The sequence below is a fragment of the Paraburkholderia sp. MM6662-R1 genome, from assembly GCF_050436245.1.
Lineage (GTDB): Bacteria > Pseudomonadota > Gammaproteobacteria > Burkholderiales > Burkholderiaceae > Paraburkholderia > Paraburkholderia tuberum.
The window spans coordinates 274,381-298,573 of the sequence record NZ_JBNDLV010000003.1; the positions used below are offsets into that span (position 1 = coordinate 274,381).

Here is a 24,193-nt window from a genome sequence, read left to right on the forward strand (position 1 = left end):
ACGTCCTTTCTGCCGTCTCTAGAATTCCGTCCAGACACAAATAATCTCAGGACGGAGACACATGAAGAATCGGCTTACCCTCTACATCCTCGCCGGCATGCTGCTCGGCGTGGCCGTCGGTTATGTCTGCCATCGCACGGCGGCCGATGCCGCGCAGGCGAAGGAGATCGCCGGCTACTTTTCCATCGTCACCGATATCTTCCTGCGGCTCGTGAAGATGATCATCGCGCCGCTGGTGTTCGCCACGCTCGTGTCAGGTCTCGCCGGCATGGAAGGCACGAGCGACGTGCGCCGCATCGGTCTTCGCTCGATCGCGTGGTTCCTGTGCGCGTCGCTGTTCTCGCTCGCGCTCGGCCTCGTGCTCGCGAACCTGCTGCAACCGGGCGCGGGCTTGCACATGTCCCAGACGAGCGCTGACGTGGCCACCGGCCTCAACACGTCGAGCCTGAACTTCAAGGACTTCGTCACACACGCGTTCCCCACCAGCATCGTCGATGCGATGGCGCGCAACGATATCCTGCAGATCCTCGTCTTCTCGGTGATGTTCGGCATCGTGCTCAGCGTGATCAAGTCCGACCCGCGCGTCGCGCCGCTGATCGCGGGCGTCGAAGGGCTCGTGCCCACCATGCTGAAACTGACCGACTATGTGATGCGTCTCGCGCCCGTCGGTGTGTTCGGCGCGCTGGCATCGGCGATCACGGTGCATGGCCTCGACGTGCTGACGACGTACGGCAAGCTCGTCGCCAGCTTCTATACGGGGCTCGCGCTGCTGTGGGCGGCGCTGATCCTCGCCGGCTACGCGTTTCTCGGCAAGCCGGTCTGGGCCTTGCTCAAGGCGATCCGCGAACCCGCGATGCTGGCGTTCTCCACCGCGAGCAGCGAGGCGGCGTATCCGCGCCTGACGGAGAAGCTGGAGGAATTCGGCGTCGACAAGAAAGTGGTGGGCTTCACGTTGCCGCTCGGCTATGCGTTCAATCTCGACGGCTCGATGATGTATCAGGCCTTCGCCGCGATCTTCATCGCGCAGGCGTTCGGCATCGACATGCCGATCGGCACGCAGATCGTGATGCTGCTCGTGCTGATGGTGAGCAGCAAAGGCATGGCGGGTGTCGCGCGCGGCTCGGTAGTGGTCGTCGCGGCCGTGGCGCCGATGTTCCATTTGCCGCCATCGGGCGTCGTGCTGGTGCTCGCGATCGACCAGATTCTCGACATGGGGCGCACGGCGACCAACGTGATCGGCAACAGCATCGCGACGGCAGCCATCGCGAAGTGGGAGGGCCAGCGCGTGACGCGGCAGGAACGCCGCACGGCGATGGCGACGGCTTCGTTCGGCCAGCTCGAAGGCGAGACGAAATGAGCGGCATCGACGCAACGGCTGCCACGAGCGCGCGCAAGTTCGGCGTGGTGGGCGGGCTCGGCCCGCTCGCGAGCGCGGACGTGTTCTTCAAACTGATCAAATCGACGCCGGCCACGCGCGACGCCGAGCACTTCGATGCGATCTTCGAGCAGCAGCCGTTTCGCAGCGCCGATGCCGACAGCGAGACGTTGACGCAGCGCAAGCTGTACATCTTCGATCTGATCAGCAGCTTCGAGAAGCGCGGCGTGACGACGGTCGTGCTGCCGTGCTTCCTGAGTCACACGTTCATCGACGAACTGAAAGCCAATTCGCCGCTGCAGATCGTCGACATGATCGATGCGGTGCGCAGCCACGTGCGCAGAAGATTTCCCGCGGTGCGCCGCGTGGGCGTGCTCGCGTCGGCGCATACGCGGCGCAGGCGCCTGTTCGAGAAGTACTTCGCGGCGCCCGAGTTCGAAGTGATCCACCCGCGCATCGGCGACGGCATCGATTTCGTCACCGAGGCCGTTTATGGCGAGGATGGCGTGAAGAGCGGCAATCTGCGTGGCCGTCCGGCCGAGTTGCTGCGGGCGGCGTGCGAGGACCTGATCGAACAGGGCGCCAACGTCATCGTGCCGGGGCTCACCGAGATCGCGCTGGTCGCGGACGAACTCGGTGCGTTGCGCGTGCCGCTCGTCGATTCGAACCTGGCTTATGCGCAGTACGTGGTGTCCGGCCAGTACCACACGCCCGAGACGATCTTCAAGGTCGGCGTGGTGGGCGGCGTGGGTCCGGCGGCCACCGTCGATTTCATTCACAAGATCGTGCGCGCGACGCCCGCGCGGCGCGATCAGGACCACATCAAGCTGCTCGTCGAGCAGAACCCGCAGATCCCGGATCGCACGGACAATCTGATCGGCGACGGACCCGACCCGACCATCTCGCTCTATGCGACCTGCAAGAAACTCGAAACGGGCGGCGCGGATCTGATCGCGATCCCGTGCAATACGGCGCATGCCTTCGTCGAGCGGATACAGCCTTATCTCGGCGTGCCGATCGTCAATATGCTGACGGTGACGGTGCGTTATCTGCGCGAGTCGTTTCCCGCGCTGCGCTCGGTCGGCGTGCTCGCGACTTGCGGCACGCTCGCGAGCGGCGTCTACGAAAAGGCGCTCGAATCGCACGGCTTGCGGCAGGTCGTCCCGGCACCCGCGCTGCAGGCGCGCGTGATGGACGCGATCTACGGCAAGGAAGGCGTGAAGGCCGGATTCACGGCGGGGCAGTGCCAGCAAGACCTTGCCGCGGCGATCGACGGGCTTATCGCCGACGGCGTCGAAGTAATCGTTCTCGGCTGCACGGAACTGCCGCTGCTGATTCGCGAGCCGTATGTGATCGGCGCGAACGGCGCGCGCGTGAGCGTGGTCGATCCGACCGACGTGCTCGCGAAGCAGTGTGTCGCCTGCGCGACAGCGCCGCCGCGATAGCTCAACCGCATCACCCAGTCAATGCGACGGACCTGCACACGAGGTGTGCCGGATGACCCCGCTCGCCTGTCGATTTCAGAACCTGAGAGGTAATCATGCTTGCACCGACCGAACGTATCGAACACGACCTTCTCGGCGATCTCGCCGTGCCCGCGACCGCGTACTACGGCGTACACACGCTGCGCGCGCTGCAAAACTTTCCCATCACGGGTATTCCGATCTCCGTGTATCCGAACCTCGTCAACGCGCTGGCGAGCGTGAAAGAAGCCGCCGCGCTCGCGAATTACGATCTCGGCCTATTGAGCGCAGTGAAGATGCAGGCCATCGTGCACGCATGCAGGCAAGTGCGCTCAGGCACCGCGCACGAGCATTTCGTCGTCGACGTGATTCAGGGCGGCGCGGGCACGTCGACCAACATGAACGCGAACGAGGTGATCGCCAATCTCGCGCTCGAACATCTCGGCCAACAGCGCGGCGAATACGCGGTTCTCCATCCGAACGAGGACGTGAATCTCGGCCAGAGCACCAACGACGTCTATCCGACCGCGCTCAAGATCGCCACGTACGCGGGCATCATGCAACTGGTCGACGCGATGGGCGTGTTGCGCGCATCGTTCGAACGCAAGGCGGTGGAATTCGGCAACGACCTGAAGATGGGCCGCACGCAGCTTCAGGACGCCGTACCGATGACGCTCGGCCAGGAGTTCAGCACCTTCGCTGTGATGCTCGGCGAAGACGAAGAGCGGCTGAAGGAAGCGGCCCAGCTCATCTGCGAGATCAATCTCGGCGCGACGGCGATCGGCACCGGCATCAATACACATCCGGAATACGCGCAGCTTGCATGCAGGCACTTGAGCGAAATAACCGGTATCGCGTTGAGCACGTCGCCGAATCTGATCGAAGCGACGCAGGATGTCGGTTCGTTCGTGCAGCTCTCCGGCGTGCTGAAGCGCGTCGCCGTAAAACTCTCCAAGACCTGCAACGATCTTCGCCTGCTTTCGAGCGGTCCTCGCGCGGGCCTCGGCGAAATCAACCTGCCGCCGGTGCAGGCGGGTTCGAGCATCATGCCGGGCAAGGTGAATCCGGTGATTCCGGAGGTCGTCAACCAGATCGCGTTCGAAGTCATCGGCAACGATGTGACGGTGAGCTTCGCCGCCGAAGCGGGGCAGCTCCAGCTCAACGCGTTCGAGCCGATCATCGCGCACAGCCTGTTCAAGAGCGTCGCCCATTTACGCGCAGGGTGCCTCACGCTCGCGTCGAAATGCGTCGACGGCATTACCGCGAATCGCGAGCGGCTGCGCGCGATCGTCGAGAGCTCGATCGGCATCGTGACCGCGCTGAACCCGTACATCGGCTATACGCACTCGACCGAAGTCGCGAAGGAAGCGCTTGCGTCGGGCAAAAGCGTCGCGCAGATCGTGATCGACAAAGGGCTGTTGAGTCAGGCGCAGCTCGACGAGATCCTTCAACCCGCCATGCTGACGCAACCAAGAAAGATGTCGTCGGCGGCGTGAGCGACGAAGGTTGTTCCGGTCACAGGTCGCGTGCATACGCACGCGACTCTTTTAAACGATGGAGGAGAGAAAGATGAACGGCAACACGATCGATCGAAAAGCAAGGCGGCTGTGCGGTTCGGCGGCACTGCTGATCGCGGCACTTGCCGCGGGTACCTGCGCGCAGGCTGCCGACGCGTCATCGCAACAGGCAAGCGCCGTCACGGCAACGCCGCGTGTGCTGGTGCTGGCCACCGGCGGCACCATCTCGGGAACCGCCGATCCCCGTTCGGCGATCGGCTACAACTCGGGCAACGTGAAGGGGCAGGAACTGGTGCGCGGCGTGCCGGGCATCGAGAAGCTCGCGAGCATCAGCGCGGAGCAGATCTCGAACGTCGGCTCGCAGGACATGAACGACAAGATCTGGTTGCAGCTTGCGCGGCGGATCGACGAGGTCTTCGCGCGGAACGAGGCCGACGCCATCGTGATTACGCACGGCACCGATACGATCGAGGAAACGGCGTTCTTCCTGAGCAACGTGCTGCGCTCCGACAAGCCTGTGGTGCTGGTCGGCTCGATGCGACCGGGCGGTTCCGCGAGCGCCGACGGTCCCGGCAATCTGTACGAAGCCGTCGAAGTGGCGGCGAGCCCGCAGTCGCGTGGCCGAGGCGTGATGGTCGTGATGAACGACCAGATTCACGCGCCGCGCTGGATCACCAAGACCAATACCACGGCGGTACAGGCGTTCGCGTCGCCGAATGCCGGCGCGATCGGTTATGTCGATCCGGCGAGCGTGCGCTTCGTGATGCCGGCGGTGCAATCGACGCGCGCTGCGCTGAGCCTGCCCGCGAGTGGGCAATTGCCGCGCGTCGATATCGTCTACGCGCATAGCAACATGGATGGCCGCCAGATCGATCATGCGATCGCCGATGGCGCGAAGGGCATCGTCGTCGCCGGCGAAGGCGATGGTGACATGTCGAAGGAAGCCCTCGCGGCGCTCGACCGCGCGGCGGCAAAAGGCATCGTGGTGGTTCGCTCGACGCGCCTGGTGTCGGGGTTCGTGAACCGCAACGTCGAGGTGGACGACGACAAGCGCGGTTTCGTCGCATCGCTCGATCTGAATCCGCAGAAGGCGCGATTGCTGACGCAATTGCTGGTGGCCAACGGCGTGACCGATCCCGTCAAGGTACAGCAGGCGTTTAGCGGGACGTGGTGACGGGTTGGGGGCGCCGCCGGTCAGGGGCGCTGCCGCTTATAAAGCCGCGCGTAATGCCTCGTCGGCAACGGCAAGACGCAACGCGATGGTCTTCACGAGAAACCGATGCAACTGTTGCGCCGTCGCCGGATCCTGCTGTTCGAGTTCGAGCAGCCGGGAGATCGACAGGCGGTACACGCGCGTCGGTGCCTCGGCAATCACATCCGCGCTGCGCTGTTGCTGCGTGTACACCGCCATTTCCCCCACGACCGTGCCCGGGCCGAACGAGCGCAGACGCGCCGAGCGGCCATCGCCGAGCGGCAGCGAGATCGCGACACGTCCTTGCTCGACGAAATACAGCGCGTCGCCCAGCTCGCGATGACGAAACAGCGCCTGCCCCGAAAGCAGATCCTGCACCTCCAGACACGCGATCAAGCCGTTCAACGCGCCGGCCGTGAAATGCGGCTCGAGCATCGCCCGCAAATCGCCGCCATGCGCGATCGCGAGCGAGTTCGCCGCGAGCAGTTTGTCTTCGATCCATTCGAGACCCGCATCGAGCGTATCGAATTCATGGATCTTCAGATTGAGCGTGCCGGTCTTCACGAGCAGATCGCGCGAGCGCGGCGGCAGCGCTGTCAACACGAGGTCCACGCTTCTTGCTGCGCAGAGCTGCCTGAGTTTGACGAAGCTGATCGATACGGATGCATCCATGCCATGTGTCGCCGCAAAGTCGAGCACGACGAAGCGGACCTGCGACGGATCCCCGGCGCCGAATCGCTCGCGAAGGCGCTGCAGAATGGAATTGGCCGTGCCGAAGAAGAGAAACCCTTGCAGGCACATTCCGCATACCTGGGGGCCGATTGCGCGCAGAGCCTGGGTGTCTTCGATGCTGCGCTCAACATTCGAGGTCCGCGCGCGCAGGTCGAACTCCATGCGTATGCAGCCGACCCGACCGTAGAGCAGCGTGAACATCACACATGCTGCAACGACGCCCACCCCTACGCCGACGATCACGCCATACGCCGCGATAGTGCCGAGAATCACGGGCACGAGCAGATACTCATACCAGTTGAGCTTGGTCCAGGCGCCCGCCAGCCAATGCACGAGCAAGCGCAGCCCCATGAAGAGCTGAAGGCCGACCAGCACCGGCACCGGAAAGAGCGCGACGATGCCCGGCGAAGTGGCGAGCACGACCACGCACGCGAGCGAGGCGAACACGCCCGCCACCCGGCTCGTCGCGCCCACCCGCGCGTTGAGCATCGAGCGATTGAACGACTGGTAGCCGACCATGCCGCCCAGCAGTCCGCTCGCGAGATTGGCGAGGCCGGCGGCGCGCATCTCGCGATTGAGGTCGACGTCCTCCCCGGTGGCCGCGCCAATCGCCGTTGAATTCATCAGGATCGTCACGGCCGATACCGAGGTCACCACCAGACTCTCCGGAAGATGCGCGCCGACCGCCGACCAGTCGATGCCGCCCCGTCCGAGCCTCGCGGCCAGGTGCAACTCCGGCAGCCCGGATAGGTGCAGCTTGACGCGCGGCAGCAGCAGACCCATGCCGCGCGCGTCGTCGATCGAAACTCCGGCAACCTGCAGCAGAACGTAGAAAAGCACCACGCCGAAGGCCAGCGTGAGCGGCAGCGCGGCAATGTGCTGCCACGTGCGCATCAATACCGTGGCCAGCACGCCGACGACCAGCGCCGGAACCCATGTGAGCCAGTGAAGGTGCGCGAGCAACGCGAGCGTGTGCCACTGCAGCGGCTGGCCCGTCAGCACGCGGAACGCCCCCGCGAGCAGCAGGTAGCCCGTGCCCGCGAGAAATCCGCCGAGCACCGGATAGGGCAGGAACTGCAAGGAGCGGCTGCGCTTCGACGAGCCGATCGCATAGAGCACGATGCCCGTCATGAGCGAACAGAGCGCGATGGCGATCAGCACAGTGAGGATCAGCGTCTGCGGCGAACCGCCGTCCGCGCGCACGCTGCTGGCCACCCCCGCCGCCACGCCGGCGAGAAAGGCGGCGGCGTTGCTGTCGGGGCCGCCAATGTTGACGCGCATCGAACTCGTCAAGGCGATCACGAGCGCCGTGACGACGCAGCTCACGAGCGCGGTGGGCACGCCCAGCATCGCGTAGCGGGCAAGATCGGCGCTAAAGATCATCGTGCCGAGGCTCATCGCATAGCACAGCATGACGAGCGTCGAAACGGCGCCCGCCGCCACGTCGCCTGGCAGACCCGCCAAACGCGAGCGCAGCGGGATCTCGGAGACGGAAACGGTCTTGCCCGGCTTCACGTGGATTCCCGGTCGAATGCAAGGGCGCCGTGAGGCGCGCCAGCCAGTATCCTGCGCGGCTCGAACGGCTGTCAAACGCGATGCAGCGTGCTTATCGGACACCTACACTGATTATTCATCGGCCCCGTACCTGGCGAACTCCACGCAAAGGCCATGCAGCTCCGGAGCCGTTCACACCGGCGGCCGGCACGCGCGCTATTCGTCTGAGCTTTTGCCCGCGGGGCCACGCATCGGAGGCGGGGCGACGAACATGGATATCGAGAAATGGCTGCGGGACCTCGGGCTCGAGCAGTACGCCCACGCGTTCGCGGCAAACGACATCGACATGTCGCTGCTCGGGCAGCTGACCGACGTGGACCTGAAAGAGCTGGGAGTACAGTCGCTCGGCCACCGTAAGCGCATTCTGGCCGCGGCGGCAGGCGCCCTAACGGCGGCCGCGCCGCTACCGCCCCAGACGTCCGCCGACAACGAGGTGCCCGCGGACGAGCGCAGGCAGGTCACGATTCTGTTCGCCGATCTCTGCGGCTACACGATGCTGTCGCGCTCGCTCGATCCCGAAGACTTGCGCGCGCTGATCGGACGCTACACGGCGCTGGTCGACGGGATCGTGCTCGCCTATGGCGGCACGATCGACAAGCACATCGGCGACGCGGTGATGGCGCTGTTCGGCGCGCCCCGCTCGCACGAGACGGACACGCTGCGCGCCGCTCGTGCCGCTCTCGACATTCACGACGGCCTGGCGCGGCTGGCCGCGCAGACCGGGCGGCCGTTGCAGGCGCATATCGGCATGGCGAGTGGCGAGGTCATCGCGGGCGCGCTGGGCCGCGCGCCGACGCGCAGGACTACACCGTGCATGGCGATCCGGTGAACCTGGCCGCTCGGCTCGTGGCAGCCGCGGCCGCCGGCGAAACCTGGATATCCGACGACGCGGCGCGCACGCTCGGCGACGCCGCCAGTTGCGAAGCAATCGGCGAGCGGCGCTTCAAGGGCATCGACACGCCGGTGCGGGCATGGCGGCTCGTCGCGCTTGGCAGCGAGCCCGGCAGGACGAGCCGCAGCCGCTTCGTCGGACGCGAAGCCGAGCTCGAACAGTTTCACGGCATCCTTCATGCGTGCATGGCAAGGCGCGCAGGGCATGTCGTTCATGTGCGAGGCGAAGCCGGGATCGGCAAGACGCGGCTCGTCGACGAGATGCGCCGCCATGCGCAGGCAGAGGGCTTCACGCTCCATCGGAGCCTCGTGCTCGATTTCGGCGTCGGCAAGGGCCAGGATCCGGTGCGAACCATCATTGGAAGCCTGCTCGGCTTACCGCCCGGTGCATCGAGTGAAGCGCGGCAGGCCGCCGCCGCGCAGGTCGCGACCCAAGGTATCGTCAAGGCCGAGCAGATCGTGTTTCTGCACGACTTCCTCGATCTCCCGCAGGCCGCCGAATGGCAAACCATCTACGAGGCCATGGACCACGGCGCGCGCAAGCGCGGCAAGCAGGCGCTCGCCGTGAGGCTGACCGAGGACGCTTGCGCCCATGCGGCGACGCTCATCGTCGTCGAAGACCTGCATTGGGCCGATGCCGAAGTCATCGGCTACCTGTCGGCGTTCGCGTCAGGCATTGCCAACGGCACGGGCCTGCTGGTCACGACTTCGCGCGTGGAAGGCGATCCGATCGATGCAGGCTGGCGCGCACGTTGCCGCGACACCCCGTTCGCCACGATCGATCTCGGACCGCTTCGCAAGGACGAGGCCCTGAGCCTGGCGGGCAATTTCATCGATGCGACCCAGCGCGTCGCGCTCGCCTGCATCGAGCGCGCGGGCGGCAATCCGTTGTTTCTCGAACAACTGCTGCGCAACGCTGAAGAAGGCCGCGGCGGCAACGTGCCCGCGTCGATCCGCAGTCTCGTGCTCGCGCGGATGGACCGGCTCGCGCCCCGTGACCGCCTGGCGTTCCAGGCGGCCGCCGTGATCGGTCAGCGTTTCGACCTCGCGCTGCTGCGAGAGCTGGTGGGCGATCCTGGCTACGTCTGCGACGGCCTGCTCGTCAATGCACTCGTGCTGCCGGAAGGCGAGGACTTCCTGTTCGCCCACGCATTGATCCAGGAGAGCGCCTACTCGACGTTGTTGCGCGCGCGCCGCCGTGAACTTCATCTGCGCGCGGCCGAATGGTTCGCACAAAGCGATGTCACGCTGCACGCCCAGCATCTCGACCGCGCCGAAGACGAGCACGCGCCGCACGCCTACCTGGGCGCGGCGGCCGCACAGCGTGCCGCCCATCGTTTCGAAGCGGCGCTGCGGCTGGCCGAGCGCGGCATCGAAATCGCGCAGTCGGAGGCAGACCGCCATGCACTGAGCTGCTGCAAGGGCGAACTTCAGCGCGACCTGGGCGACATCGCAGGATCGATCGTGACGTACCGCACCGCACTCGCCGCCGCCACCGACGACGCCGCCCGATGCGACTGTCAGCTCGGGCTCGCGGAAGGTCTGCGTGTCAGCGAGGGTCTCGACGAAGCACTCGGCTTACTCGCGCAAGCGCAAAAGATCGCGGAGCGAGACAACCGGCTGGCGGAGCTTGCAAGCCTCCACTATCTGCGCGGCAACATTCTCTTTCCGCTCGGCAAGATCGACGCCTGCAGCGCCGAGCATGAGCGCGGTCTTGGCTACGCGCGGCGCCTCGGTCTGCCCGAGGCAGAGGCTCGCGCGCTCGGTGGCCTGGCGGATGCCGCGTATGCGCAGGGGCGCATGCGGACCGCGTTCCATCATTTCAGCGAATGCGTCGCGATGAGCCGCGAACACGGGTTCGGCCGCATCGAGGTTGCCAATCTGTCGATGCAGGGCTTCAGCCGCATTTATCTGAACGACGCAAGTCAGGCTCGCGAGGACGCAAGCGCCGCCGCCCGCGCCGCCGAGTTGATCGGGCAGCCTCGCGCGCAATTGCTGGGGGAGACGCTGGGGGTGTTCGCCTGCCAGGAACTGGGCGATGCGCAGGCGGCCGGCAAGCATCTGGTGCAGGAAATGCGTGTGATCCGGCAATTGGGCGCGCGCCGCTTCGAAGCGCAGAATCTGGAGATGCAGGGTCGCCTGTTACTGGACGAAGGATGCCGTAGTGAAGCAGTGGTTGCGCTGCGCGAAGCACTCGCCATCTCACGCGAGGTAGGGACTCAGTTTTCCGGGCCAAAGGCCTTGAGCGCACTGAGCCGCGCGGTTGACGATAACGGCGAGCGTACGCGGCTACTGGCTGAAGGCGAGGCGCTGTTGCGCCTCGGCGCGGTCGGCCACAATCACCTGTGGTTTTATCGCGACGCCGTCGAAGCGATGCTGGGGGCGAGCGATCCTGCTGGCATGCTGCACTACGTGGACGCACTCGAGGCCTATACGCAGCGCGAACCGTTGCCGTGGTCCGAGCTTTTCGCGGCGCGTGGCCGTGCGCTTGCACTCGCGCTTCAGGCGCCGCTCAGCGAAGCCACGCGACATGAACTGCTGCGGCTGCGAGAGGCGCTGCAGCAGGCCGGCTTTCGCAATTACGTAAGCGCGGTCGAAGCGGCCCTTGCGGCTTGAGGCACGCGCGTAGCCGATCCTCAGCGTGGCGCGGAATCGTCGTCGGGCGGGTCCTTGTGGACGACCTCCATGTCGATGGTGCGGGCGTCGTCGCCATGCGCGACCGTCTGCCGGCGCAACGCGCGCATCTTCCACCACAGATACCCGACGACGATCGTGCCGACCGCGAACAACACGGCGAACAGCACGATCGACAGCATCGCGGCCACCACGAACAAGATCGCGCTCAGGGCGACGGCCAGCAACCGGCCGAACCAGCCGGGGCCGCCGATCCGGATCCCTTTCTCATATGTCACCCGCCGCGGCGGGGGTCTGTCGTTTTGCATCGCTCGTCTCCCGGCCGCCGTCCGGCGGATGATGCGGGTAAATCCTCATGCGTGGTCATTATGCAGGATGCGAACCGCTAACGTCGCCGGCGCGGCTCAGCGTATAGTCGACTGACGTCGTTAAGAAGCCCGCGCGTTGGCTCGTTTAAGTTCGGTAGTAAGTTGCCGCTCCCAAGGCTGACAGGCGTGGTGTTTAGCGTGCAGGCCTTCTCTGTCTACCCGGTTGCACACTGCCAGGGCACGTTATGAAATCCGCCGGTTTTCAGTTACCTCGGTTGCCCGCGTGATCATGCGACGCCTGCATCTGCTCGAAATCGAAGACCAGCCGTGGTGCCCACGGGCGATCCGTGACGGCGGGACGGACTGGCTGCATTTCCTGGCCAATACCCTCGAGGGCTTCAACGTCATCGCGGGCAAGCTGCGCGAAGCGATGCGGCGGGTCGGCAACGACCGGATCGTCGATCTATGTTCGGGCGGCGGCGGCCCGTGGCTGACGCTTGCACCGTTGCTCGCGCAGTCCGGACGCGTGACGGTGCAACTGACCGACTTCTATCCCAATCGCGCCGCGTACGAGCGCGTATCCGCCGGGGCAGCCGGCCGCGTCACCTATGTGAGCGAACCGGTGGACGCGATGGACGTGCCATCGGGATTCGACGGCGTGCGCACGATGTTCAACGCTTTCCACCATTTCCGGCCGGACGATGCGCGGGCGATCCTCGCCGACGCGGTGACGAAGCGTCGCGCGATCATCATCGTCGAGGGTGCCGACCACCGGCTGCTCGGTGTCGTGTTCATCCTGGCGATGCCGCTGATGATGCTCGCGCTGACGCCGCTGATCCGGCCGTTTCGCTGGTCGCGACTAGCGCTCACCTATGTGCTGCCGGCTATCCCGCTGCTGTGTCTGTTCGACGGCATCGTGTCGATGATGCGCATCTACAACCCCGACGAATTGCGTGAGATGGTGGCGCGTATCCCGGACCAGCAGAGCTTCGAATGGGACATCGGCACACTGCCGGTGCAGGGCTCGCCGATCGGTCTGACTTACCTTGTGGGCGTTCCGCGCCGACGCGCCGGCTGAACGCAAGCGGGCGCCGTCGGCAGCGGCGGGCCGATCACTTGCCGGCCAGATGGTCAGGTGTCTGGCTGCTGCCCGCCGGCAGTTCGCCCATCGCCTGAAACAGCGTCGCCGTATCGGCCAGGCGCCGGCCGATCAGGCGGATTTCTTCGAGCCTCGCTGCTTCGTACTGCTGCTCGCCGCCGCGGGCGGATGCAGCGGGCAGCGCGCCGAGCCGGTGACGTGACGTGGCATCGTCGAACGACTCGCGTGCCTCACGGGCAGCGCTGCTCGCGGCGTCGAGCGCCTGCGCGTCGTGTTCGAGCGACGCAAGCGTGTCCGCGACGTTTTCGAACGCCGCCAGCACGGTCTGCTTGTACTCGAACACGGCGGCCTCGTAGGTGTCGATTGCCGCGCGCCGCTGTGCGACGAGCGCGCCGCCATGAAAAAGCGCCTGCGACATCGTCGCGGCGATGCTCCAGATCGCGCCTGCGCCCGACAGCGCGAGCGGCCAGTTGAAGCCGCCTTGTCCCATCGAGGCGTTCAGCGTCAGGCTCGGAAACAGCTGTGCCGTCGCGACGCCGACGTCGTCTGCGGCGGCCTTCAGCGCCGCCTCGGCGGCCGCGATATCGGGCCGCGCGCGCAACAGGTCCGATGGCAGCACGACGGGCAGGTCCTGCGGCAAGTGCAGGTTTGCCAGCTCTGGCTCGGGCGGCGCCGCGTCGGGCGTGCGGCCGAGCAGCACCGCAAGCGCATGTCTCGTCACCGTCAGCCGTTGCCGCAGATCGGCCACGCTGACCTCGAGCGCGGCGATGCTTTGCCGCGCAGTCGACACGTCGCCGCGCGTCAGCGATCCGAGTTCGTAATGCCGTTCGGTGTCGTGAGCCTGATCGCCCGCAAGCGCGATCAATCGCTCGGTCGCGTCGATCTCGGCGCGCAACATCGCCGCCTCGATCGTCGCCGTGACAATGTTGGTGGCCAGTGCGCGGCGCGCAGCTTCGCGTTGATACGCGTCGATCTCGACACGCGCTGATCGGGCCGCGTTGGCTTTACGCACCGCGCCGAACAGGTCGAACGTATATTGCGCCTGGACTACGCCGATGAACTCGTTGTAAAGCAGCGTATTCGGGCCGCCGGGGACCGGAATGCCGAGATCGCGCCCGCGCGAGGCCTGCCCCACCAGATCGACCGACGGCAGCAGCGAGGCGCCGATCTGCGCCCGTAGTTGTTCGTGTGCCGCGGCCAGGTGCTTGTCGGCGGCAGCGAGCGTCGGGCTGTCGCGCAGACCTTCTTCGACGAGGTCATTCAACGCTGTCGATTCGAACAGCCGCCACCATTGCGGCACAGGTTGCGCGCCGGTGGTGAAATGCTGCGCGACACCGAGCGCGGCGACCGTTTGCGCGGGCTGAGGCTCGACGCCGTAATGGGCGGGAGAGGGCATCGCGGGCGGCTCGCCGCCCGGACCGAACGAGCATGCGCCAAGCGCGATCGTCGCGGCCGCGCCGAACGCCGCGCGCCAATCATGGATCGCCGCTGCCCGCGTTCGACCCGGCGCGCCGGCGAAATGCGGCGCGCTCGCGAGCGCCGGCCCGTCGATGGGGTTGCAGTCTGTGCCCACGATCAGCTCCACGTAGATTCGATTGTCGGGGTCGCGGTTCGCACACCGCGTTCGAAGTGCCGCACCTTGAACGCGGTCGCGTACAGCGCGGGAACGAAGAACAGCGTCAACACCGTGGCGCCCGTGATGCCGCCCATCAGTGCGGTCGCCATCGGTCCGAAGAAGGCCGAATGCAGCAGCGGGATCAGCGCGAGCACGGCCGCCGCGGCGGTCAGCATGATCGGGCGGAAGCGCCGGACCGTGGCGCCCACGATCGCATCGAAGCGCCCCTGGCCCGCGGCGATATTGCGTTCGATCTGATCGACCAGAATCACCGAGTTGCGCATGATGATGCCGGACATCGCAATGACGCCGAGCATCGCCACGAAGCCGAACGGCTTGCCGAACAGCAGCAGTGCGGCGACCACGCCGATGAGCCCGAGCGGCGCGGTGAGCACGACCATCAGCACGCGCGCGAAGCTGCGCAGTTGAATCATCAGCAGCGTCAGCACCACGACGAGCATCAGCGGAAGCTGCGCGATCACCGACGCCTGCGCCTTGCCGCTGATCTCGCCCGCGCCGCCGGTCTCGATCCGGTAGCCGATCGGCAGCGACGCGCGTAGCGGCGCGAGCGTCCGATCGATCGCCTGGGTCACGTCGATATCCAACGCGTTGCCGCGCACGTCGGCCTGGACCGTGATCGTCGGTTGACGGTCGCGGTCCCAGATCACCGCGTATTCGAGCTCGTTGTTCAGGTGGGCGAGCGCGCCGAGCGGCACCGGGCCGTTCGGCGTCGGCATCGCGAGGTTCACGATCTCGTCGGGGTCGACCCGCTCGCGCTGGGGCGCACGCAGATCGACGCTGATCAAGCGGTCGCGGACCCGGTACTGCGTGAACGTATAGCCCGACAGCGTCATTGCGAGGAAGCTCGCCACGTCTTCCGACGTGACGCCGAGCTCGCGCGCCTTCTGCTGGTCGATCTCGAAGCGCACCGAGCGTTCGCCGGGTTCGTCCCAGTCGAAATGGACGCCCGTTGTGCGGGCATCGGCTTTCATCGTGGCCGCGACCTTTTCCGCGATCTCCCGCACGGTGGCGAGGTCGCTTCCGCTGACGCGAAACTGCACCGGATAGCCGACCGAGGGGCCCGTCTGGAGCGGCGAAACGCGCGCGCGCACGGCGGGAAAGCTGTTTTGCAGCGTGCTCGCGAGCCAGCGTTCGAGCTTTGCGCGGTCGTCGACGGACTTCGCGGTGATCACGAGCTGCGCGAAGTTGGGCTGGGGCAACTGCACGTCGAGCGGCAGGTAGAAGCGCGGTGCGCCCGCGCCGACGAAGTCGACCAGATGATCGATCTCGGGCCGGCCGGCCAGCGTCTTTTCGAGGCGCGCGGCTTCGCGCAGCGTCGCTTCGAACGACGCGCCTTCGGGCAGCCGCATGTCGACGAGCAGTTCGGGCCGCTCGGAGCTCGGGAAGAACTGTTGCGGCACGAGCGCGAAGCCGGCCAACGCGGCAACGAACAAGGCGGCCGTGACGCCGATCACGACGAGGCGCCGCTTCACGCACCACGCGATGCAGTCGCGCAGGCGGTCATGAAAGCGGGTGGCGCGCGGCGCCGCCACAGGGGTCCGGCGCGTCTGCGCGTCGGCGCGCCGGCGGAGCTTGCGAAGCGCGCGCCGAGGCGTCTCGCGTGCGGTGTCCTTGGGTTCGGGTAGCAGGTGATAGCCGAGCAACGGAATCAGCATGACCGCCGCGAACCACGAAGCGATCAGCGCAATCGCGGACACCTGAAAGATCGAGCGCGTGTATTCGCCGGTGGCCGATTTCGCCAGCGCGATCGGCAGGAATCCCGCCACCGTGACGAGGGTTCCCGTCAGCATCGGAAATGCGGTACTGCTGTAGGCGAACGCCGCGGCCCTCGCGCGGCCCCAGCCCTGCTCGAGCTTCACGGCCATCATCTCGACCGCGATGATCGCATCGTCGACGAGCAGGCCCAGCGCGAGGACCAGCGTGCCGAGCGAGATCTTGTGCAGGCCGATGTCGAAGCCGTTCATGCATAGCGCGGTGACCGCGAGCACGACCGGGATCGAGATCGCCACCACCACGCCGGCGCGCCAGCCCAGTGAGATGAGGCTCACGGCCAGCACGATCACGATCGCTTCGGCGGCGGCCCGCAGAAAACCGTTGACCGAATGCGAGACCGCGTGCGGCATGCTCGACACCTCGACGAGTTCGAGCCCCGCGGGCAGACGCGCACGCAATTCCGCTGTCTGCGCATCGAGCCGCTTGCCGAGCTGAATCACATCGCCGCCAGCCTGCATCGTGATGCCGATGGCGAGCACCGCGCGGCCGCCGGTGCGAACCTGCGAGACCGGCGGATCGTCGTAGCCGCGCCTGATCGTGGCAATGTCACCGAGACGAACCAGGCGGTGATTGATGTCGATCAGCGTGTCGCCCATCGCCTTCAGGTCGGTGAACTGGCCGCTCGGACGCACGTACACGCGGTCGAACGCGGTGGTCAGCGTGCCGCTCGGCGTGACCGCGTTTTGCGCGTTGATCGCCCGCGCGAGCTGTTGCGGCGTGATACTGAGCCGCGTCAATTGCGCGTTGGGAATCTCGATCGTGATGTGCTCGTCGGGGTCGCCGAAATAATCGACTTTCGCGACCCCGGGCACGCGCAGCAGCACGCCGCGCAGTTCGTCGGCATAGTCGTGCAATTGCGCCGGCGAGAACCCGTCGCCGGCGAGCGTATAGATGTTCGTGTAGACGTCGCCGAACTCGTCGTCGAAGTACGGCCCCCGCACGCCGGGCGGAAGCGTATCCGCGATGTCGGCCATTTTCTTGCGTACCTGGTACCACGTCTCGCGCACTTCGTTCACCGGCGCGGAGTCTTTCATCGTGAAGACGATCAGCGATTCGCCGGGACGCGAGTAGCTGCGCAGATAGTCGAGATGAGGCGTTTCCTGCAGCTTGCGGCCGATCCGGTCGGTCACCTGTTCCTCGACCTGGCGTGCGGTCGCGCCGGGCCAGAAGGTCCGGATCACCATCGCGCGGAACGTGAACGGCGGGTCCTCGGATTGTCCGAGCCGGGCATAGGCGAGCCCGCCGAACAGCGTGGCGAGCACGACGGCGAAGATGACCAGCGCCTGGTTACGGATCGCCCACGCGGACAGATTGAAGCGGCCGGTATCGTCCGCTGCCGGCCGCCGCGGTCCGCCCGCTCCGCCGGGTCCGCCGGGTCCACCCGCTCCGTCGGGCCCCTGGCCGAACGGCGCTCTCATGATGCGAAGTCCTCGGGATGCAACGGCGCTACCGCGCGCACGGTTTCGCCGGCGCTGACGGTATGCACCCCTTGCAGCACGACGCGCTCGCCGTCGTTGAGGCCTCGCGCGACCGAGATCGTGCGGTCGTCGTAGCGGCCAACCTGGACCCGGCGCAGTTCCAGCGCCTGGTCGCCCGGCCGAACGACCCAGACGGCCGGCGCGTTGCCGTCGTGAAAGAGCGCGCTCGCGGGCAGCGTGATCGGGTCGTCCGCTTGCGCCTCGCCGGCCGCGGCGAACGTGACGGTGGCCGTCATGCCCAGGCGGACCTCGGGGCCTGGCGCATCGAGCGTCAGTTTCGCGCGATAGGTGCGGCTGCCGGGGTCCGCGGCCGGCGACAGCTCCCGCACGTGTGCCGTGAAGCGTCTGCCCGTGGCGGCCGGCAGCGAGACGCTGGCCGCGCTGCCGATCGCCAGCGCGTTCAGCAGACTCTCGGGCACGTCGCAGAGAATATCGACCTCGCCGGACCAGGCGAGATGGTAGACCGCTTGTCCCGCCGCGACGTTCTGCCCGGTATCGGCGTCTTCGGCGGTGATGACGCCGGCATGGTCCGCCGTGAGGACCGTGTACTGCGTCTGATTCTTCAGCAGCGCGAACTGTTGTAGCGCCTGATCGCGCTGCGCGGTGGCTGCCACATACGCATCCTGGGTCTGCTCGAGCTGCGCTGTCGAGATCAGCTGTTCCTGCGCCTGCGCCCGGTCGCGATCGAGTTGCTGCTCGGCGAAGGTGAGCCGATGCTGCGCCGCCATCAATTGGGCGTGCGCGCTCGCGAGGCTGCGTTGCGCGTCGTCGGCATCGAGCCGCGCGATCGCCTGGCCGGCCGTGACCGTATCGCCGAGCCGCACCTTCCGCTCGATCAGCTTGCCCGCGATGCGAAACGACAGCGGCGTCGCATAGCGTGCGTTGACTTCGCCTGGCAGCGTCGCGAGCACGGGCTTGCTGTCCCGATGCACGACCACGGCGATGACCGGGCGCGGCAACGTCACCTCGGCTTCTTTCGCGTGACAAGCGGCGAGCGTGAGCGCGCCCGACAGCGTCAGCATGATCTCGCGCCAGCGCATGCTCACGAGTGTTCCTCCAGCTCGCCGGCTTCGAACTGCGCCTTGGTCCGGCGGCGCTGTACCTTGCCGCTAGAGGTCCGCGGCAAGCTGCCCGCCTGCACGATCGCAACGTGACCGACCTGCAGGCCCGCGCATTCGGCGACCTTCTGCGCGATCGCACGCCGCAGCGCCGTGGCCTCCACCGGCTTGCCCTCGGCACAGACGACCAGTGTCTCGTCGCCGTCGCGCATCACGCTGAACGCGATGACACCGCGGCTTTGCACGCTCGGCAATTCGGCCACCGCCCATTCGATGTCCTGCGGATAGAGGTTCGAGCCGTGAATGACGATCAGGTCCTTGCTGCGGCCGCAGATATAGAGCTGATCGCCGGCGAGGTAGCCGAGATCGCCGGTCTGCAGCCAGCCGTCGCGGTACGCGTCGGCGCTCGCGTCGGCCTGGCCGTAATAGCCCACGGTGATGCTGGGCCCGCGCGTGACGATTTCGCCGACGCAGCGTTCGGGCAAAGCGCGCCCGGATTCGTCGACGATCCGCAACTCGTGGCCGGGAAAGCAATGGCCGCAGCCGACCAGTTCGATCGTGCGTAAGCCGTTATCACGCGCAGCCGGTATCGCTCGACCCAGCCCCAGCGCGGCCGCATAGACGACGTCGGTGACGAGCGGCTGGCCGTGGTCGTGAAACGTGATCGCGAGTGTTGCTTCGGCCATCCCGTAGCACGGCAGCAGCGCTTCGGCACGAAAACCGGCCGGCTCGAAGCGCGCGCAGAACTGGCGCAGCGCTTGCGCGTTGATCGGCTCGGCACCGCAGCCGGCGACGCGCAGCCGCCGCAGATCGAGGCCTTCGAGGTCCTGGTCGCGGCTTCGGCGAGCGGCGAGCGCGTACGCGAAGTTCGGCGCGAAGCTGATGGTGCCGCGGTATTTCGTGATCGCCTCCATCCAGAGGCCGGGCCGGCGCACGAACGCTTCGGTTGCCAGCAGCACGCACGGCAAGTCGCAGATCAGCGCGCCGAGCACGCTGATGAGCCCCATGTCGTGGTGCAGCGGCAGCCAGCTGACATAGACGTCCTGCTCGCGCAGATCGATGCCGCGGGGTCCGAGGAACGCTGTCGCATTCGCGACCAGATTGCGATGCGTGACCATCACGCCTTTCGGCAGCGACGTGCTGCCCGACGTGTATTGCAGGAAGCACAGGTCATCGGGATGCAGCGTGGGCAAATCGCACGCGGGCGGCTCGCCGTCGAGCAGCGCTTCAATGGTCACGATACGTTCGAGACCGGTGTCGACGGCGAGCACGTCCTCGATGGTCTCTCTTGTCGAGTTCGACGTGAGCAGCATCCGGGCGCCTGCCGAGCGCACGATGTGACTGACGGTTTCGGCGTAACGTGTGCGGGTCCTGAAGTTCAGGCTTCCGCGCGGAAAGATCGGTACCGGGACGAGACCGGCGAACGAGGCGCCGAGGAAGCTCAGGATGAACGCTTCCGGGTCGAGGACCACGAGTGCGACGCGCTCGCCCTTGTTCAGCCCCAGTGCCACGAGCTTTTTCGCGTGGTTGCGCGCCTCGCGTTCGAGCGCCTCGTAAGGATAGTAGTGCTCGTCGCCGTGCGTGGAGACGAAGCGAAGGCCTCGAGCGTCGCCGCGCGGCAGTGCTGCAACGGCATCGACTAGCGTCTGGTCCATGGTGAGGGGTCCCCGGTCAGGTAATCGAGATTCAGTGATCGAGCGAAGCAGCGGGCGACCAGTCGCGGATCGGCTGCAGACGGCGACGCAGCAGCGCGATCACCTCGTCGTCGCTGCGCACCGGCGCGCCCGGCAAGCGCACGAAATGCGTGGCGAGCTTGCGGTGCTGGCGCGTGACGAGCAGCAGCCAGATCTGCGCGATGTCGATGCGATCGAACACGACCGCGTCCTCGCGACCGTACTTCTCGAGGTTCGCCGCGAATTCCTTCGTGAGTTCGCTGAAGTGCGTGCCTTTGCGGACGTGGTGGTAGATGTGATAACCGGCGTTGAAGACGCGCGCATTGAAACGCGAGTCGATCGTATTGGTGCTGCTCGTGTACGGGTTGTCAGGCTGAACGGGGTCGATGAACGCGTGCTGGACCCAGTTGCCGATCATCATCATCAGCCGCACGAACACGAACGGAAACACGAACACGACGAGCGTCGCCCGCAGGTTCAAGTACGCGGCGGCGGCAACCGCCGCGTAGAACGCGACCTCACCCACGAGCAGTTGCCTGATCAGCTTCGTATTGCGCGAGCGCCACAGATAGACGGACAGATCGAGCGGCACCAGCGCGGCGAAGCGCAGGTAGTAGTGCAGGAAGCCGATGACGCTATCGCGCTGAAACCGCATCGTGGAGCTCAGGTCGCGTGGCAGGTTGTCGTCGATGTGATGCATGCCCATGTGATGGACATAGAACGTGCCCGGCGTCTGACCGAAGAACGGACACAGCACCCAGTCGAGCAGGATCTCGAGCGCCCGGTACTGCTTCCTGAAGAGCCGCCGATGCAGCGTGCAGTGGTAGCTCATCGTGAAACGGTCGCCGAACGCGTTCCAGACGAGCACGTATGCAACGCCCAGCCACCACGGAAAGCGGCCGAGCCCAAACAGCACGGTTGCGGCGGGAATGAATATCAGCGCGCACTGGAGGTAGAGCCGCAGATGCGGCAGGTCGCGACGATCGTTGAGCAGGCGGTACATGATGGTTTCCTTCAGGGGCGGTTTCGGTGGTCAACGGGCGGTCAATTCATGTCAGGTCGGCTCGGGCAGTTCGATCACGCCGCTATGGCCATCGACCTTGAGCTGCATGCCCGACTGCACGCGCGTGGTAAGGCCCGGAATCTGGACGACGGTCGGGATGCCGATTTCGCGGGCGACGATCGCGGCGTGGGTCAACGGACTGCCACGCTCGATCAGCAGCCCGGTCGCCGACGCGAATACGGGCACCCAGCCGGGGTCGGTCCGATAGGTGACGAGGATGCCGCCGTCGAACTCGTTCGCTTCGCGCACGACCTTCGCCCGTCCCTCGGCGAAGCCCGGCGAGCAGGGCGTGCCGCGCAGCGTCGCGCCGGCCGCGTGGGCAGGCGCCACGCGCAACGCGGCGAGGTTCGCCGGGTTGCTGAGCCAGGCCGCCACCGGGCCATGCGTGACGAAGCGTGGCGGCAGGTCAGCCATGTCGCGATAGCTGGCATCGTCGCGCTTGCGCTGCTCGATGAGCGGGCGCAGTTCGCGGTGGGAGACGGTGCCTTCGAAGCACCCGCGAATTTCCTCGAGGCGCAGATGGAAGATGTCGCGGCCCGTCGCCAGCACGCCGTCGGCGGCGAGACCCTCGCCGATTGCTCGGAACATCCGGCGCGCGACCCCGAACGCGCGCGAACGGCAAAAGCGCACGGTCTCGCGCGCCCGGATCGCGGCGCGCACGCGGCCGCGCGCGCGTGCAAAAATCCAGCGCTGCAGCGGATTGAGCTGCTCACGCAACAACGCGTCGATGTGCGCTTCGGTGGCACTGCGATCGATCGACGCGGCACCATGCGCGAGCGCGGCCTTCAACATATCGAACAGCACGCCCGGGTCTTCGCGCAGATCGGGCTCTTCGAGCTTCAGTTCGTTGTTGCTGCGGTACGCGAAGTCGGCGAGGTAGCGCTCGATGTCGGCGACGATCTCGGGCGCGCCGCATCCGCGCAGCGCCGCATACGCAACGGCAGACGGCGTGTTGCGGATCAGCGCTTCGACCTGAGGCTTCGCCCGCACGGCTTGCGCAATCGCGCTCAGCCTGCGGACCGGCTCGATCGACTCGAGGTCGTCCATGCCGCCGATCACCGCCACTTCGAGCCAGTCGGGCGCACCGGGCATCCACCGCTTGATCAGCCGCCGGACGACGCCGTAACTGAGCCCGATCGCCGACTCGAGCACGATCATCATGCCCCAGCGTGCTAGCAGCGCCTGCTCGAAGCGGCAGTAGTGCGCATAGACGGCGTCGGCGGGAAGCGAGCGATAGTCGAGCGCGTTGAACTCGTCGTAGACCGGATAGAAAAACGCGCGGAAGCGCTCGACGTTGCGCGCGAGACGCGCGAAGTGCCACGCGAACTTCGTGCCGCTCAAGGCCCGGATGCAGGCGAGTCCGGCGCGCGAGCCGGTCTTGTACGGCGCGATCAGCGCGGCGAAGCTCGCCAGATCGAGCGGCTCGTCGACGCCCATCTGGACTTCCATCATCTTGCGCCCGAGGTTTTGGAACGGCGCGAGCCCGGAAAGCTTGTACCAGTGCAGCAGGTTGTAGTACACGCGCCCGTTCAGGAACGCGAGCGTCGAGCCGAGGAAGCCATCCATCTCGCGCCGCTGCTTGTGCGGAATCGCGAGCAACCGGCAGAACTCGCGGAACACCTGCGCATAGACGTGCTGCGCGAAGGTGAAGGTCAGTTGCGTCGTCACGCCGGGATAGTTCTCGACGATGTTGGAGTTGTCCCACAGCTGAAATTCGCCGGTCCGCGATGGGGCCGGTGCGATCGGCGTGGTCACGGGGCGCGCCTGCAGAATCCACAGCTGGTGCTCCGCGATACACCATTCGATATCGAGCGGCTCGCCGAGCTCGCTTTCGAGCGTGCGGGCCGCCGCCACGACGCGCTCGATCTCGTCGTTAGAGAGGGCCGCTGCGTCGCGCAGCGCGGCCGGCACCTCGCGGATGTGGCGGCCGTCATGACGCTCGTGTTTTTCACCGATCACCACCTGCCTGGGCTGTCCGGTGTGGCGATCCACGGTGATCGTGTCGGCGTCGACCGCGCCCGACACGAGTCCCTCGCCGAGCCCGTAGACGGCGCTCAGCACGAGCTCGTCGCGGTTGCCGTTGGCCGGGTTGAGCGTGAACACGACGCCGCTCGTGTCCGCCTGAACGAGGCGCTGCAGGATCACGGCCATACCGGCGCCGGCGATATCGAGTCCGTGCTGATGCCGGTAGCGCAGCGAGCGCTCGGAATACGCGGAAGCCCAGCACCGGCGTACGTGTTCGAGCGTCGAGTCGAGCCCGCGGACGTCGAGGAACGTGTCGAACTGGCCTGCGAACGAGAAGCTGGCGCTGTCTTCTTCGATGCCGGACGAGCGCACCGCGAGGGGTCCGTCTCCAATGATGTCGTGCGCGCGTTCGATGTCGGTGCGCAACGCGGCGCTGATGTCGCACGTCAGCACGGCCTCGCGGATCGCGCTCGCGATCGCGGCGGCGTTCGCAGGCGTGAAGTCGCGCAATAGCGCGGCGATGGTCTGATCGAGGCCGCCGTCGCGGCGGAACTCCGCGAAGCAGTCGGTGCCGAGAATCGCCCAGTGCGGCACCGCCACGCCGAGGTTCGCAAGCCGATGGAGCGATCGTCCCTTGTTGCCGGCGAGCCGCTCGATCGTTTCGGCCGGACTCGCCGCGCTCAGGATCAGGCGTGGCGATGCTGTCGGGGCGGCGCAGCTTTCGGCCGATTCGAATTCGCCGCGTGCGCGCGTAATGGTGTCGAAAGTCATTGAGGTCCCCG

General features: G+C 66.5%; 15 protein-coding genes. 7 read left to right on the forward strand and 8 right to left on the reverse strand.

Annotated elements, in window-relative coordinates; translation table 11 throughout:
* Window positions 1–61 precede the first annotated feature (61 nt).
* The 4 genes from OKW39_RS23840 to OKW39_RS23855 all read left to right on the forward strand — a co-directional run bounded on the left by OKW39_RS23840 (window position 62) and on the right by OKW39_RS23855 (window position 5,529).
* Complete coding sequence (locus tag OKW39_RS23840) at window positions 62–1,357, forward strand: dicarboxylate/amino acid:cation symporter (RefSeq protein ID WP_090811568.1); 1,296 nt, start codon at window positions 62–64, stop codon at window positions 1,355–1,357.
* Window positions 1,354–2,820: an aspartate/glutamate racemase family protein gene (locus OKW39_RS23845; protein ID WP_429563859.1), complete on the forward strand. Its 1,467-nt coding sequence runs from the start codon at window positions 1,354–1,356 to the stop codon at window positions 2,818–2,820. The genes OKW39_RS23840 and OKW39_RS23845 overlap by 4 nt, the downstream gene beginning before the upstream one ends.
* A 95-nt stretch (window positions 2,821–2,915) precedes the next feature.
* Window positions 2,916–4,334: an aspartate ammonia-lyase gene (aspA, locus tag OKW39_RS23850; RefSeq protein WP_429563860.1), complete on the forward strand. Its 1,419-nt coding sequence runs from the start codon at window positions 2,916–2,918 to the stop codon at window positions 4,332–4,334.
* A 73-nt stretch (window positions 4,335–4,407) separates the two neighbouring features.
* Window positions 4,408–5,529: an asparaginase gene (locus OKW39_RS23855; RefSeq protein WP_429563861.1), complete on the forward strand. Its 1,122-nt coding sequence runs from the start codon at window positions 4,408–4,410 to the stop codon at window positions 5,527–5,529.
* 36 nt (window positions 5,530–5,565) lie between these two features.
* Here OKW39_RS23855 and OKW39_RS23860 read toward each other — a convergent pair whose 3' ends face one another.
* Window positions 5,566–7,794, reverse strand: a complete 2,229-nt coding sequence (locus tag OKW39_RS23860; protein WP_429563862.1) for an SLC26A/SulP transporter family protein — start codon at window positions 7,792–7,794, stop codon at window positions 5,566–5,568.
* A 250-nt stretch (window positions 7,795–8,044) separates the two neighbouring features.
* Here OKW39_RS23860 and OKW39_RS23865 point away from each other — a divergent pair, with 250 nt between their 5' ends.
* Window positions 8,045–8,662 (forward strand): adenylate/guanylate cyclase domain-containing protein, encoded by a 618-nt coding sequence (locus OKW39_RS23865; RefSeq protein ID WP_429563863.1) that lies wholly within the window; start codon window positions 8,045–8,047, stop codon window positions 8,660–8,662.
* The gene (locus OKW39_RS23870) at window positions 8,644–11,340 is read left to right on the forward strand and encodes an ATP-binding protein (protein ID WP_429563864.1); all 2,697 of its coding nucleotides are present in this window, start codon (window positions 8,644–8,646) and stop codon (window positions 11,338–11,340) included. The genes OKW39_RS23865 and OKW39_RS23870 overlap by 19 nt, the downstream gene beginning before the upstream one ends.
* 20 nt (window positions 11,341–11,360) lie before the next feature.
* On the opposite strand, the gene OKW39_RS23875 is transcribed toward OKW39_RS23870, so the two are convergent.
* The gene (locus OKW39_RS23875) at window positions 11,361–11,666 is read right to left on the reverse strand and encodes a hypothetical protein (RefSeq protein ID WP_090811556.1); all 306 of its coding nucleotides are present in this window, start codon (window positions 11,664–11,666) and stop codon (window positions 11,361–11,363) included.
* 289 nt (window positions 11,667–11,955) lie between these two features.
* Here OKW39_RS23875 and OKW39_RS23880 point away from each other — a divergent pair, with 289 nt between their 5' ends.
* The gene (locus tag OKW39_RS23880; protein WP_429563865.1) at window positions 11,956–12,744 is read left to right on the forward strand and encodes a class I SAM-dependent methyltransferase; all 789 of its coding nucleotides are present in this window, start codon (window positions 11,956–11,958) and stop codon (window positions 12,742–12,744) included.
* 34 nt (window positions 12,745–12,778) lie between these two features.
* On the opposite strand, the gene OKW39_RS23885 is transcribed toward OKW39_RS23880, so the two are convergent.
* The 6 genes from OKW39_RS23885 to OKW39_RS23910 are packed head-to-tail and all read right to left on the reverse strand — an operon-like array spanning window position 12,779 to window position 24,182.
* Window positions 12,779–14,338, reverse strand: a complete 1,560-nt coding sequence (locus tag OKW39_RS23885; protein WP_429563866.1) for an efflux transporter outer membrane subunit — start codon at window positions 14,336–14,338, stop codon at window positions 12,779–12,781.
* 2 nt (window positions 14,339–14,340) lie between these two features.
* Complete coding sequence (locus tag OKW39_RS23890; protein WP_429563867.1) at window positions 14,341–17,592, reverse strand: efflux RND transporter permease subunit; 3,252 nt, start codon at window positions 17,590–17,592, stop codon at window positions 14,341–14,343.
* Window positions 17,589–18,692, reverse strand: coding sequence for an efflux RND transporter periplasmic adaptor subunit (locus OKW39_RS23895; protein WP_429564261.1), 1,104 nt, complete (start codon window positions 18,690–18,692; stop codon window positions 17,589–17,591). The genes OKW39_RS23890 and OKW39_RS23895 overlap by 4 nt, the downstream gene beginning before the upstream one ends.
* A gap of 2 nt (window positions 18,693–18,694) precedes the next feature.
* Window positions 18,695–20,365, reverse strand: coding sequence for a fatty acyl-AMP ligase (locus OKW39_RS23900; RefSeq protein ID WP_429563868.1), 1,671 nt, complete (start codon window positions 20,363–20,365; stop codon window positions 18,695–18,697).
* Window positions 20,366–20,396: 31 nt separating this feature from the next.
* Window positions 20,397–21,386, reverse strand: coding sequence for a fatty acid desaturase (locus tag OKW39_RS23905; protein ID WP_429563869.1), 990 nt, complete (start codon window positions 21,384–21,386; stop codon window positions 20,397–20,399).
* Window positions 21,387–21,437: 51 nt separating this feature from the next.
* The gene (locus OKW39_RS23910) at window positions 21,438–24,182 is read right to left on the reverse strand and encodes a phosphoenolpyruvate synthase (protein WP_429563870.1); all 2,745 of its coding nucleotides are present in this window, start codon (window positions 24,180–24,182) and stop codon (window positions 21,438–21,440) included.
* Between the last annotated feature and the right edge of the window lie 11 nt (window positions 24,183–24,193).

Excerpts from the sequence above, each read along its gene's own strand:
- OKW39_RS23895 (WP_429564261.1), bottom strand. The coding sequence starts at position 18,692 with ATGCGCTGGCGCGAGATCATGCTGACGCTGTCGGGCGCGCTCACGCTC.
- OKW39_RS23900 (WP_429563868.1), bottom strand. The coding sequence starts at position 20,365 with ATGGACCAGACGCTAGTCGATGCCGTTGCAGCACTGCCGCGCGGCGAC.
- OKW39_RS23910 (WP_429563870.1), bottom strand. The coding sequence starts at position 24,182 with ATGACTTTCGACACCATTACGCGCGCACGCGGCGAATTCGAATCGGCC.
- aspA (WP_429563860.1), top strand. The coding sequence starts at position 2,916 with ATGCTTGCACCGACCGAACGTATCGAACACGACCTTCTCGGCGATCTC.
- OKW39_RS23890 (WP_429563867.1), bottom strand. The coding sequence starts at position 17,592 with ATGAGAGCGCCGTTCGGCCAGGGGCCCGACGGAGCGGGTGGACCCGGC.
- OKW39_RS23905 (WP_429563869.1), bottom strand. The coding sequence starts at position 21,386 with ATGTACCGCCTGCTCAACGATCGTCGCGACCTGCCGCATCTGCGGCTC.
- OKW39_RS23865 (WP_429563863.1), top strand. The coding sequence starts at position 8,045 with ATGGATATCGAGAAATGGCTGCGGGACCTCGGGCTCGAGCAGTACGCC.
- OKW39_RS23845 (WP_429563859.1), top strand. The coding sequence starts at position 1,354 with ATGAGCGGCATCGACGCAACGGCTGCCACGAGCGCGCGCAAGTTCGGC.
- OKW39_RS23880 (WP_429563865.1), top strand. The coding sequence starts at position 11,956 with ATGCGACGCCTGCATCTGCTCGAAATCGAAGACCAGCCGTGGTGCCCA.
- OKW39_RS23855 (WP_429563861.1), top strand. The coding sequence starts at position 4,408 with ATGAACGGCAACACGATCGATCGAAAAGCAAGGCGGCTGTGCGGTTCG.
- OKW39_RS23875 (WP_090811556.1), bottom strand. The coding sequence starts at position 11,666 with ATGCAAAACGACAGACCCCCGCCGCGGCGGGTGACATATGAGAAAGGG.
- OKW39_RS23840 (WP_090811568.1), top strand. The coding sequence starts at position 62 with ATGAAGAATCGGCTTACCCTCTACATCCTCGCCGGCATGCTGCTCGGC.